Here is a 13,858-nt window from a genome sequence, read left to right on the forward strand (position 1 = left end):
TAAGTTACTTTGTTACTGGTAGCTTCCCAAGCGAATACGCCTGTTCAAAACTGCTTATGTTCGTTAAAATATTTTTCGTATCAAAAACGACCGCTTGATTCATTTCTTCGATACTTTCTGTCGGGATTTCTTTGAATACATCATGATCACAGAGAATCACTGCCAGATCACTCCCTGAAAGAGCTTCTTCTAACTGCGATACATCTGAAATTGGCACGTATGGATCATAAGTGACTACTTCATAATTTGATTGCTGTCTTAACCTTGCAACAATATCGATTGCCGGACTTTCTCTCGCATCATCGATATTGCCTTTATAAGCAAGTCCTAAAATAGCGATTTTTCCGCCTTTATGATCAGGTACGATTTCTTTTATTTTTTTGATAATAAATTCAGGCATATTTGCATTGATCTCACGCCCCAACTGGATCAGCTTTGCTTTTTCCGGTGCGGCTGCGACAACAAAATATGGGTCAACTGCCAAGCAATGACCACCAACGCCAGGCCCTGGCTGATGAATATTCACACGTGGATGCTGATTAGCTAATCTAATCACTTCCAACGCATCAATATTTAAACGATCGCCTATTTGCACCAGTTCGTTGGCTAAGGCGATGTTCACATCACGATACGTGTTTTCCATCAATTTTGATAACTCCGCTATTCCGGCAGAAGTTCCCAACATCTCCCCTTGTACAAATGTCTGGTAGATTTTCTTTCCTTGATCGATACAGGCAGCAGTCATCCCACCAATGATTCGATTATTCCTAATCAACTCTTCAAATATTTTTCCTGGCAATACGCGTTCAGGGCAATGAAGTAAATAAAGATCTTGTCCGATAACGAATCCCTCTGCTTCAAAAAATGGTGCCACCAGGTCTTCCATCGTACGTGGCTGGATCGTGGATTCGACGATGACCGTATTGCCTTTTTCTACATAAGGCAAAACTGCTTGCATTGCCGCCTTCAAGTACGTCAGATCACAGCTGCCATATTGGTCTTCTTTATTTGGCGTCGGAACGGCAATAATAAAAGCATCGGATTTTTCTGGAACAAGTTGTGCTTTGAATTTTTGATTTTCTAATGCCTTTGCTAGATATGTCTCAATCTCTGGTTCTTCAATCGGGGCTTGTCCTCGTTGTAAAGAATCCACCACCGCTTCAGAAATATCGACACCCACTACCTCTACTCCATAATGCGCAAAAGTGATTGCTGTCGGCAATCCAATATAGCCTAGCCCAATAACGTTTATCTTCATTCGCTTTTAACATCCCATTCTGCTAATTGATCTTCACCTGTTTGGTAGATCAACTTACTTGCTTGTTGTTCCTCTTCTAGTTCAAAGGAAACATTTCCAGTAAGTGATTCCCCCACGGCAATCTCATTTCCAAACATCGCCATCGTATGATCCAACTCGACCAAGTCACCGTTCTTTGTTTGTAAAAGAAAATCGATGGAGCCTAAGCCCGCAGAAACCGAGCCCATATTTTCGCCAGTGATCGTAAAAGTATGCAAGACACGATCGCCATCTTCTGTTTTCTTCTGGTTGATTTCCTGTTTATCGATGCTGATCTTTAGACCGCCAACAACCGTTTGCGGTTGTGTCACTTGTTCTGCTGCATCGCTCCTAGCGGTAGCATCTGTTTTCGTATCCGTTTCATTCGAACAGCCTGCAACAAACAACAGTATAAGTAACAGACTAAGTAACTTGAGTTTCATTTTATCTCTCGCTTTCTATAGTGAAAGGGTCCCTTGCATGGATTGAAATACAAGGTCCCCTTCATTTCTTCCAAAAATCGAATGTTTATTCGACGATCGTTACATTTGCTTTTGCAATGATCTCTGTACTTTGATTTCGGAATCGATGGACGCCATAAATCGTCACTTTACTTTCTTTGGTGATACTGCTTGCCTGAGTAGCATTCAGGTAAGCTGTAAATTTCCCATCAGCAAATGCACTGACCCAAAGCGTCAATCCATCAATATCCAAACGACCAAAATTGATATCTTCTCCCGTATAAGTCCCTGTGATAACTCGACTTCCCAATCTGTAGTCGTCAGGGGTGATCGTGCCGGTAAATTCTCGGTTGATCGACAGAATACTGCGGTCTAATTCTGTTTCGACTGGACGACCATTGATGATTTTCCGTTGGTAACCGACCAACTCTACTTTTTCAGCATCACGTATCATATGACGAACCGTTTGATTGACAAAGTACGTGAACGTTTTTGTCGATGTGTTGAAGGTACCGCCCCATGAAACGGACTGACCGTCAATGATCAAATTAGCTAAATTGATATCGCCAGTAAATGACCCAGTGATGAGATTTTCTGTTACTTTAAATGGCTCCGGTGTAATCGTTCCTTCACCTCTGACTACCTCGACTGGCTGGCGGACAAGACGATGATCGACCGTTTGTCCATTCGTTCTTTCTCGGTGGAAGGTTTTGATTTCCACTTTTGCAGCCTCTCTCACCCGATCTCTATAACGAGCGTGGACAAAAAATTCAAACGTCCCGGCCTCTTGATCGAACGTGCCGCCCCAGTTGCCTACTGATTCCCCATCAATCAATAGATTGGCAAAATTGATGTCGCCACTGAACGTTCCAGTAATCGTTGTTTCCGTCGGTCGATAGCGATTTGGTGTCAGTGTTCCTCTCAATTGGTCGATCACTGGTACTTCTTTCACATCTAATACTTCGATGGCTTCGCTATTTCCGCTGATTTGTCGATTCAACGCTTGGATCTCTACTTTGTCTTCTGCTTTGATATTGAGATTCCCTACGAAGAAAGAGAATGTCCCATCTGGGTTGAATGTTCCACCCCACACATTCGTAGATGTTCCATTGATAATCAATCGAGCTAAGTTCACATCACCAGTAAAACTTCCAGTAATCGTTGCTTCTCCTACCCGATACTGCGCAGGTGTGATCGTCCCAGCTAAATCTCTTTCTAATTCGACTCTTTGTCGATCTAAGACTCTGCCGTTTTGATCCAATGCTTCGATTTCAACAACGTCATCCACCGATTGGATGCGATTACCGACAAAAAATTCAAAATTCCCATCAGCAAATGTTCCCCCACGGACAGATACTCCATTGATATGGACACGAGCAGAAACCACATGACCGGTATAACCACCAGTCAGGAAAAGATTACCCGAAGAAACGTTATATTTATTTGGTGTGATCGTTCCTTCCGTGCTTGCTGGATCAATCACGACCACTGTTGAAGCGATATTCGATGTTAGTCCATCAATACTTGCTTGTGCAAGGATCACTGTGCCCAAAGGCTGAGGGTCGATTTCTAGTTCAAACTCCCCGTCGTTATCAACTGTTCCTGTTGCGATAACGTCACCATCCACCTTGATTTCGATTTGTGCATTTGGTTCGGCTGTCCCCGTCACAGTTGTTGAAGTCGTTGTTACTTCATTCAATGTCGTAGCTGCAATCGTCGCTCTGACTACGATCGTTTCTGCAATATTCGAAGAAACGCCATCCAATGTGGCTTGTGCCGTAACAACTGTTCCTGCTTCCTGACTTTCAATCGTCAACGCATAAATCCCATCACTTCCCACACGTCCAGTAGCTAAAGTGATTTCCCCTGCGCTAATAACGATCTCCGCATTCGGTTCAGCTGTACCTGTGACGCTCGTTGAGTCTGTATTCAAGTCTGAGATTGTCGTTTCTGCAAGCGTGGCTTTTTCACTATCTCCCACGATCGTTTCTGCTACAGAAGTAAGCCCATTGATAGTCGCTGTCACACTGACCTTAGTGCCGACTGATAAAGCCACATTGGCAGGAATAGTCACTTGATACGTGCCATCACTTCCTACACGACCAGTTAATGTTGGTTGCCCTTCGATCGTGATGGTCAAGCTAGCATTCGGTTCTGCTTGTCCAGTGATCTGAGTAGAGGTTGTGGTCAATTCATCAATCGTTGTTTGCTGGATCGTTGCGCCAGCAACAAAGTTTCCTGTGACGATTTTCCCAACTCTTCCACTATTGAATGTCGCATTGAATCTTGCGTCATTTGATTGGATCTGAGAAGTGATTTGCTTTATAAGATAGCTGTTCACTGAAAACGAGCCTTGGTTGAACTCCTGATAATTAAAGGTTGGATCACCTGAAAAATTCGCTCCCCTTGCCCAAGTTTGTATTCCTCTAGAAGAACGGATCGTGTAATTTGTCGTTCCTGGATAAGAACCGATGGCGCTACCATTTCTATGATTGTTTTGGATGCGAACATTGGACCCTTCTTCAAAAGTGCTTGATTGTCCCAAATTAATGGCAGAAAAAGTACTTCGACCAACAACATCTAACGTTCCACCAGACGAAACGTGCAATGATCCTCTTAATCCTAATGCTTCTTGTGTTTTCTGCGTATTTGGCGCACTAGCGATTCTAAATGTCGCCCCAGAAGCAATCGCTACTCGAGAACTACTTCCTTCAATCAATACCGCTTTCACTTTATTTCCTGAATTATTTTGTGACACGTCGAGCAAACTGTTAGACGCCAAGTTGATTTGTCCACCATTAGTAAGATGGATCGCACGAGCAGTCCCATTATTGTTGGCATGGACAGATGCGCCATTATCCACATTCACTCGGCTATTTGCATTCGCCCAAATCAGTGAACCCGCATTGATTTGATTTTGTCCTAAAAAATTCACAGAGGAATTATTGCCATTTAAATACAATAAACGCCCCGTTGCGTGACTATTTTCATGAATCACGTTGGTAAAGGACACACTTGATGTTCGATTTTGATAAATCGTATCCGTCGCGCGAGACACGATGCGCACATTGCTGATACTCAATCCTTGATTCACAGTATTTCCATATAGGCGAACATTGTTTGCAAAGGTCAAAGTATGACCATTTCCTTCAATCGATTTCGTTGTCCCTGTCCATGTCACACTGCTAGACATAGTGATTGAATTCGCTAAATGGATTTGCGTGACATTCGCATTAGCTAACGCCGTTCTTAATTGTGCATTCGTAGATACTTGGACTACATTTCTTGCTAACTGAGCCTCAGCTGCTTCTATTTCTTCAGACTCTTCGACTTCTGTTTCGTGATCTTCAGCGCTTTCTGGCTCTGAATCTTGAAGCTCTTCTGTCTCCGCTTGTTCTTCCGCTTCTACAGGATCGGCAAGCTCTTCTGGTGATTCTTCACTTTCTGAATCAAGTTGCTCCTCTTCTACGTTGTCGGGCTGATTTGTTTCATCTGGATCAACGATTTCAGCAGATGGTAAATCAGATAATAAATCATTGGATTGAATCAATTCTGCCATTTCTGGTGAAACCGGTTCATGTTCTTCTGTTGCTAATGCAGTAATCGGCATCATCGATAAAGTCAACTGACTGACCAACAATAAGCCAGTTGCTTTTTTACTCATTTTTTTATTCATAGTTAACTCCTTTTTTCTTTATGTGAAGCAAGATGATTATTCTGACACTTCCTTTCTTGTCTATATAAAAAAACATTCTTCGTATCCATTGATCAGTGAAAACATTTAGCTACTTTGAACCTGCTTCACTTTTCAACTTAAAAGACAAAAAGAATATTCTTTATTTATTGCTTAGAATAAGGATAATTTAACATGTTTGATTCTGAATGGTTAAATCAACTTTTGCACTCCGGTATGTAAAACGTGTCTTTTGTCAATGGAATTTAGAAAAAATTATGATTAAATATTTCAAATATAAAGTTATAATAGCTTGTATCCTTGCGTAGTAAGACAGGAAAAGGCTCTCACCCGTTTGTTCTTTTTCTACGGACTAAATCATGTTTTTTAAAAGATCATTTGTCATTAAAAAGTTACCAAGAAATCAAGTTTCCTCCTCTGTTTCTATCTCATTCACTAAAATATACAAAAAAACCGAGGCTCAACGTTGTGTCAAACAACGGTTGATTCTCAGTTTCACTTGATTTATTTACTTTTTAAGCACTTTCTTAGCCGCATCTATCTAAAGGCATATACAGTGTCCTCTAAAGATTTTCTTTCTTTTTGGTTTGCTCTTTGCCGCTTGTTGCTTTGAAAACGAACAAATCGAATGAAATGTTTTTAGTTTTGCTTGTTGATTTTTACTTGAGGTCAGCGAGACATTGGACTGAAATGTTTTCATGTTTTCTTGTTGCTTTTCACTCGGAATCGGTGAGACATCGGACTGGATCGGTTTTCGTTTCTCTTGTTGCTCTTCACTCAAAATCGGTGAGACATCGGTTTGGTTTGGTCTCAGCTTCGCTTGTGGCTCTTCACTCAAAATCGGTAAGGCATCAGGTTGGATCGGTCTCAGCTTCACTTGTGGCTCTTCAATCAAAATCGGTAAGACATCGGGCTGGTTTGGTGCCAGCTTCGCTTGTGACTCTCCACTCGAATTCTGCAACTCATTGGATTTCTCTTCATTCGCCTTCTTGGCAAGCAACCGATTTATTCTTTGCTTATTGTACTTTTTCCATAATCTGACGTATTTCCCTTTGATCCATGGGGCTGCTACTTCTTTATTTTCTTCAATAAATATGACTTTATCTTTCATATCTGCCCACTTTCGAAAAAGCGCTCGTAGCTCCCTGTTCGTATGTTTCCCATCATATTTTTTTGCTCTCGCTTTACTGAATACCGCACGCATATCGATGCCATCTAAGATAAAATATATATACACATGTGGATGATCTTTAGCCATATCGATACCATTTTTACACCCTCTTTTTATGACACCCCATACATTAATCTGTTTATTTTCTTCATTTTTGTAACAAATAACACACCCATCTCTTAGCAATTTTGGTGCTTTCATCGCTTCTTTAAAAATGGAGAGCAACTGATTTTTAGGATTTTTTTCCATGCTTTGATAATATTCATCCCATAAAAGAAGCGTTTTTGATTCTTTCATCAAGTAGTTCGGCCATTCCTTAGAAAAATTTTGCCAAGCTTCTAATGAGGTCAGTTTTTCGAGAGAAGTACGGATCAATCTGTTCAATGTTACATTATAACTATCAATTACATATCGATAGAGTTCACCTGTATTTGGTCTCTCAGTAAGAAGCCATTCAAATTTTCCTTCAACAACTGCACTGAAAAACGCACTTCGATACTGTTCCATCCCGTAAAGTAATACTCTTTTTTCTTCCATTTACCCTTGTCCCCTCTGTATCAAGTCATTTATTACTTTGTATTTATGCCGAAGCTATGAACATCTACTCTAACAGTATACAAGGTTGTTTTTTCTAAACGCTCCATATTTTCTCGTTATTTAACATATATACTCCGCTTATCTTTCATAACACATCACAAAAAAACTCAGTGACACCCTCTCTACGAATGGTCACTGAGTTTATTAGTCTAGAATTAAGCCAACGAACCTTCTCGTGCTAATTCTGCGGCTTTTTCTTTTTCTTCAGTTAATAATTTATTGTCATAAAACTTGATGAATGGTAACCAGATGATGAAACCAAGAATCGCACACAAGACAGCTAAGACAGCCGCTTTCCAGTCACCCCCACTACCGACAAATGCACCGATCCCCACTGGTGAAGGCCATGGCATTTGCGCTAACATCGGACGAACGATTTCTAATTTGATGGCAAAATAGGCTAACGATGCCGATGCCATTGGTGCTAAGAAAAATGGCACTGCCAAGTAAGGGTTATAAACGATCGGCATACCGAAAATAATTGGTTCATTGATATTAAAGATCCCTGGGACTAATGATGCTTTCCCTAACACTTTTAATTGGTCCGATTTTGCCATGAAAGCGATAAAAATGATCAAGCCTAATGTTGCCCCAGATCCACCGACTGTTACGTAAGAGTTATTGAACTCACCGGCTAATGGATAGTTGGCGCCTTGAGCATTTGCTGCCATGTTGGCTAAGACGATTGGTGTCAAGAAGGAGGTGATGATATTCGCCCCATGAATCCCCACGATCCATAACGCATGGATCAAGAAATAAATGACCATGATCCCGATCCACGTATTCGTCAAATTTGTTACAAAGCCAAAAGGAATCGCAATCATTTTGAAGATATCTGTGCCTAAAGCGACTAAGGTTCCATTGACAATCATGACCACAAAAGCGATCACAAACGTTGGGATCAATGCGGTAAACGAACGTGAAACCCCAGGAGGGACTACATCTGGCATTTTGATGACGAAGTTTCGTTTGACACATAGACAGTACAATTCAACTGCGATGTAGGACATGATGATCGCAGTGAAAATCCCTGATGTCCCTAGACGTTCGACAAATGCCCCCATGCGTACACCACTAACTACTGTTTCTGTATCTGTCATGCTAGAGATCAAGCTGATTTTTCCATCTGAAATGATCAACTCAGGAATACACATGAAGAAAGCAAAAACAGATAATAGCGCGCCTGTTAGTGGATTGACATTCAATCCTTGTTCATCTCTTTCGATCGAAGTTAATTCATAAGCAAATACAATAGCAAAATAAATGGATAGTATCCCCATCGTCATTGTGTTGACGATCATGTACAAATCACTGACTTTGAAGAAGGTAGCATTGAAAAATCCTTCTAAAAACGGAAATGGTAACGGCAAAATATTTAAAACTAAAAACATTGAACCTACGATCGTAAAGGGAATCGACGCCATCCCCGCAGCCATTACTGCACGTACGATCTTGAATTGTGCCACTTTCCCCATCGGTCCCATCAAATATTTCTGTAGAAAATCAAACATTTACTTACTCCCCTTTCCAAAATGTACTACACGTTCATACTCTTTGATTCGTTGATAGTGACGATCAGTATTCGCATGGATCTTATTTAAGCGTTGCTGACAAAATAGACAGATCAGTAGACCGCTTACAATGACAAAAAGGATCAATGCTTGTCCACTCGAACCTTGTGCCATAAAAGGAAATAATTCAGAATAGACAGGCGTAAAGACAGCTAATGCTAGAAACACATTGATCACCGCTTGCAAGCGAAAATAATTTCTAGTAACCGAAGCGTTATTTTTGTGTGTACGATAAAGTGCTACTTGTTCTGCGACAACTGGTAAAAGAAAGAATAATAGCCCTAATGGTAGCCAAAACAGAATACTGCTTGCAAGTAATAAAGAGACCAACCAATACAGATTGGTAAAAAAGAAACCAGCCGTCAAGTAGCGGATGATCAAGTAACGATTAAAGTACAAGACTTTCAAGCTAAACGCTTTTTTCTCTAACTCACGTTGTTTTTTCTCAGCCTCACTCATTTTCCCACCTCCATTCTTCTTTTATTTTTGATACAAATAACTCATTTCTTTGGCTACTTCCAATAAAGTCATCGTCGTCATCAGATGATCTTGTGCATGGACCATAATAATCTCCATTTCAATCTTTTGACCACTCGCATATTCTTTCAATAAATGCGTTTGTGATTTATGGGCTTCTAAAATTTCTTGATTTGCTTCATCTAGCTTATCTGCGGCTTCTGTAAAACTTTCTGCTCGTAACAAAGCAAATGCCTCGTGGATCAATGTTCGGGCATTGCCACTGTGAAAAATAATATCAAAAGCGGTCACTTGGAGCTCTTCACTCGTCATTTTCTCCGTCATCAGGACTCCTCCTTAGTAAATCATTTTCATAAATTGTTGATTAAAATTTTCAAACGTTGGTTCCGCTAAAATCAGCTCTTGCAAGTCCAAGCGGTCAATAAATTTAACAATCGCCTTTGTCACCACAGTGATGCCTTCATTTTCAATACAAGAAGGAGAAACCAGAAAGACAAAATGGATCGTTGTTTGTTCGTCCCACTGCATCCCATCAGGTATAACGCCGACGGCAATTTTGGCAGTCACACCAACTGGGATCGCTGGATGTGGGACAACCACTTGTTCACTGAAAACGATCTGGCCCATTTTCTCACGACGTTCGATTTGGTGATACATCTCAGACGTATAATTTTCCGTTTCACCTTCTTGTAAGAGTGCTAATAAGTCAGCAATCACACCTTCTTTTGTTGGCGCGGAAGTATAGACTTTAAACCAGTCACAAGAAATCTGATCTTCATAAAATGCGATTTTTTCTTCCCTCAGTGATACGGATTCTCGTGTTTTCATCAAACAATTTGGTCGATATTCCTCGATCACTTTCCGAATCGTTTGAACATCTTGTTCGTTCAAGAAAACACTGACATGAAGGACAGGTACTTTGAAAAACATTGTTGATAAATCAATGGAAGAAATGATCAAATCCACATTTTCTAATGCTTCTTCATTGATTTCGTAATAGCCCTTCACTTGCGTCACTGCAATATTTTTTCCAAATTCACTCAACACGCGATTTTTTAACAGTTGCGCACTTCCGTAACCTGTCGCACAGATGATCAATGCCTGTAGTTTACAATCCACCTTATTTTTTTCAATTGCTGCCATTAAATGAAGTGCTAAATAGGCCCACTCATCCTCATTGATTTCATATTGATGCAAGGAAGGCATTCGACTGAAATACTGTTTCGTCAATTCAAAAGCTTCCGGATCTTCTTTCTTGATTTCCTTTGTCAACGGATTTTCCAAAGCGATTCCTCGCTCTAAACGGACCAGCATCGGTTCTAAATGATTCAATAAACCGTTTCTAAATTGATAATCTTCTACTAATGACTGACCCAAAACTTGAGCCAATTCATTAAGAACGGTCATTAGTTCTGTCACTAGTTCCTGATTCTCTCGCTGACTGTTTTGATTTGACTTTGCCATCAAGTGTAACGCTAGATAGGCGATCTCATCTTTAGGAAAACGAACCTTCATCACAAGCTCGATCCGTTTCGTAATATTCGTAGCTGCTTGATACTCCGTTTCATGAATCTCTTTTCCCGTGATTTCAGGTACTTGGATCTCAAACCCAGCACGCATTCGCTTAATTGCTAAGGCTAAATGTAACGCTAAATTTTGGATCACAAAATCGGACACTTTTAATTTAGACTCACGGATTTCATCCAAGATGATGATCACTAATTCTTCAAAATTGATTTCTTGAAAAAACTGACTGTTGCCGAGGTATTCTTTTAAAGAATTCGTATATTTATTCCCAAAGAACGTATCCATGATCACATGGCGCTTATCTTGTTCTTGGCCCTCGATCCACATCCCTTGTTTATGCTTAGAAACCACCTTCAACGAATAATCGGCTAGTTTCTCTTTGATTTCTTGGATATCATTCACTAAACTCGAACGACTGATATATAACTCTTCTGCCAAATCATCGATCACGATAGCACGATCTTCCAGAAGTAGTTTATTTAAAATATACTTTTTTCGGTCTTCTGAATCGTAAAACTCGGTCACCTGATCACCATATTCAACAGTGACTTCTCGTTGCTTTAAAAACAGCGCAAAAGCAAGCTTGTTGACGACTTCTAATTGATAGCCTTGCCCTTGTTTTGCAATGAGTTTGCCCCCATTTTTTTCGATGACTTCATTTAATGTTTTCAAATAGTTGCGAATCGTACGGTCAGATAATAATAATTCAGAAGCGAGGTACTGGCTTGTAAGATATTCTCCTTGATGGTCAATCAATTGCCGCAATAACTCTTTTTCTGTTTGTTTCATTACTATCTTCCCCTATTCGTCTATATATTTTCCTCGATCAGCTCAGCTAACTTTTGGATACCTGTAGGGATAGGAACATACGCTTGGAAAGGTATACTAACAACCGGTTTCCCTACTGTGTTTCCTAGTTTAACAAATTTATCTAAGTACATCGTGGTTTGGGGGCTGATCAAGAATAAATCAAAATCACTTGTTTTGATTTGATTGTCTCCTTCTGTTGCAGAAACCGCATCAACAAATACTTCTTCCCCTTTTCCTTTAAAATATTCTGTTGTTTTTGATGCCATCATCGAAGAAGACATTCCTGCGGCACAAATAATCAATGCTTTTTTCATTACGATCACTCCTCTGATTTTTTGATTGGATTCCTTAGCTTCACTATAAAATGAAATCGCTTTCTTATCAAAATAGATTTTTCCGTATCGCTTAGGAAAATAGTTATCTATTTATGTACAAAAAAAGAAGTCACACAGTTGTGCAACTCCTTTTAATTACTGTATGTTGAAATTCAAACGTATAGCATACTGCTATTCAGTTCCTAATCATTGCCTACAAGGAACTTGACTTCTTGGGCATCCGAGCGATTGCCTTCTTCATCTTCTAAAGAAAGGTAGCCAGTATATTCTCGAAGTTCCAAGTCATTTAATTCAAATTCATTGCCATTTTCATCCACTAATTCGATATTGATCTTTTCTGATAAGCTCCAGTTGTCTTCAGGATCATCTGCTAAGAAGCGCAACAAATCGCTTCGTGAAAATGTATTTGACGTGTGGGTTGAAAAATCAATCGTTTCATTTTTGAAACGGGCTGTCGGTGCTTCCGTGTCAACCACAAGATATCTGACCGGATAGTCCGTTTGATTTCCTACTTTGTCTTGTAGGCGAAGATGCGCATCGTATACGGTGGCTGAAGGCGCAACATTGACGATACTTAACGCAGCTCCCAGATGATCGTGTAAGGAAAGTTTGATTTCATGTGGTGCCGTCACATTATCTAATGGCTCACTCGCTAAGAAGCGTGATAGATCCTCTCTTTCCAACTCATTTACTCGACGTGCTTGAAAATCGACTGGTGCTGTCACGATATTGACAATCGGGCCCTCTTTGTCTCCAGCAAGGAACTTAACTTCATAAGCTTCAGATTTATTCCCTTTTTCGTCTTCCAAGCGAAGATAGCCCGTATGCTCGATGAACGCTAATTCATGCAAATTAAATGCATTGCCATTTTCATCGGTTAGTTCAAAGTCTATATATGGATATAGCGTCCAATTGTCTTGAGGATCACCAATTATAAAACGCAATAAATCTTTACGTGAGAAGGTGTTTGCCGTGAGGGTCGAAAAATCGATGACTTCTTCTTTAATGTTCGCCCACGGTGCTTGAGTATCAACCACTTGATATTTCACAGGGTAGTCCGTATAATTATTTGCCTCATCTCGTAAACGGAGAATTCTGTCATACGTCATCGTTGACGGTGCGGTATTTTTAATGCTTACCGCACTACCATCACTATTCAGTAACGAAATATCGATTTGATCCGTTGGTGTGTTGTCATCCACGGGTCCATCGATAAAGAATCTCATAAGATCCTCTTTTGTCAAATCACTCACTCTGGTTGCTTGGAATTCTACTGGTGATGTCGTCACATTGGCTGTAGGCCCTTGGTCGTCTCTTGCCTGGGAATTCATTTCTTGTAAATTTAATTGATTTTGATTTTCTTCTGATAAAACTATTTTTCCTATCTCTAGATTTAAGGGGTTCTTCACTAATTCGGATATTTCTCCTGTTGCATGACTTTCTGTCTGCTTTTCTATTATTCCAATGTTGGTTGTCACCTCATTTTCTACTGCAAAGACGTTAGATGGCAATAGGACACTTTGGAATAATAGGAATGAAGCTGCAAAAAATCGGATTTTTTTCGTTTTCATAAATTCTTTCACCCTCTCTTGTTTGTTAGAATGGACGTTAAAACATACTGGCTACGCATTTTTTTCAGATCAATCGATCAAACTATGTAAGGAAGTAAAAACGATCGCTTTGATCAAAAAATCTGCTCAACACTCTTGCAGATATAAAGTACGCAGATTCAGTACAGATATTTTGAAAAAATCTCCCCTCTATGATTGAAAGAGTATTTCAATCAATACTCTTTCTTCCTTCAAAACACTTAAAAATAACAACCATTCTACATTATCATTATCTATGATTTTATCCGTTCAAAAAAATTTTTTTTCTCTTTAGAAAGGTTAAATAAATGGATAGTACTCATAATTCGAACGATAAATAAAGGATTTAC

General features: G+C 39.9%; 10 protein-coding genes. All 10 read right to left on the bottom strand.

Annotated elements, in window-relative coordinates; all coding sequences use genetic code 11:
- Window positions 1-4: 4 nt before the first annotated feature.
- Window positions 5-1,258, bottom strand: a complete 1,254-nt coding sequence (locus tag DOK79_RS04355; protein WP_206853929.1) for a nucleotide sugar dehydrogenase — start codon at window positions 1,256-1,258, stop codon at window positions 5-7.
- Window positions 1,255-1,719 carry a hypothetical protein gene (locus DOK79_RS04360; protein ID WP_206853931.1) on the bottom strand — a complete coding sequence of 155 codons (465 nt, stop codon included), beginning with the start codon at window positions 1,717-1,719 and terminating at the stop codon, window positions 1,255-1,257. Before DOK79_RS04360 ends, DOK79_RS04355 begins: the two co-directional genes overlap by 4 nt.
- Window positions 1,720-1,804: 85 nt before the next feature.
- On the bottom strand, window positions 1,805-5,413 hold the full coding sequence (locus tag DOK79_RS04365) for an immunoglobulin-like domain-containing protein (protein WP_206853933.1): 3,609 nt from the start codon (window positions 5,411-5,413) through the stop codon (window positions 1,805-1,807).
- 559 nt (window positions 5,414-5,972) lie between these two features.
- The gene (locus DOK79_RS04370; RefSeq protein ID WP_206853935.1) at window positions 5,973-7,139 is read right to left on the bottom strand and encodes a hypothetical protein; all 1,167 of its coding nucleotides are present in this window, start codon (window positions 7,137-7,139) and stop codon (window positions 5,973-5,975) included.
- 215 nt (window positions 7,140-7,354) lie between these two features.
- A complete protein-coding gene (celB, locus tag DOK79_RS04375; protein ID WP_206853936.1) occupies window positions 7,355-8,710 on the bottom strand; it encodes a PTS cellobiose transporter subunit IIC in 1,356 nt (451 codons plus the stop codon).
- Window positions 8,711-9,229 carry a hypothetical protein gene (locus tag DOK79_RS04380; RefSeq protein ID WP_206853939.1) on the bottom strand — a complete coding sequence of 173 codons (519 nt, stop codon included), beginning with the start codon at window positions 9,227-9,229 and terminating at the stop codon, window positions 8,711-8,713.
- 21 nt (window positions 9,230-9,250) lie between these two features.
- Window positions 9,251-9,571, bottom strand: a complete 321-nt coding sequence (locus DOK79_RS04385) for a PTS cellobiose transporter subunit IIA (RefSeq protein WP_206853942.1) — start codon at window positions 9,569-9,571, stop codon at window positions 9,251-9,253.
- Window positions 9,572-9,583: 12 nt separating this feature from the next.
- Window positions 9,584-11,563 (bottom strand): BglG family transcription antiterminator, encoded by a 1,980-nt coding sequence (locus DOK79_RS04390; protein WP_206853945.1) that lies wholly within the window; start codon window positions 11,561-11,563, stop codon window positions 9,584-9,586.
- Window positions 11,564-11,583: 20 nt separating this feature from the next.
- Window positions 11,584-11,898 (bottom strand): PTS cellobiose transporter subunit IIB, encoded by a 315-nt coding sequence (locus DOK79_RS04395; protein ID WP_206853948.1) that lies wholly within the window; start codon window positions 11,896-11,898, stop codon window positions 11,584-11,586.
- Window positions 11,899-12,101: 203 nt separating this feature from the next.
- Window positions 12,102-13,490: a hypothetical protein gene (locus tag DOK79_RS04400; protein ID WP_206853951.1), complete on the bottom strand. Its 1,389-nt coding sequence runs from the start codon at window positions 13,488-13,490 to the stop codon at window positions 12,102-12,104.
- Between the last annotated feature and the right edge of the window lie 368 nt (window positions 13,491-13,858).

Source organism: Enterococcus sp. DIV1094 (assembly GCF_017316305.2).
Lineage (GTDB): Bacteria > Bacillota > Bacilli > Lactobacillales > Enterococcaceae > Enterococcus_B > Enterococcus_B mangumiae.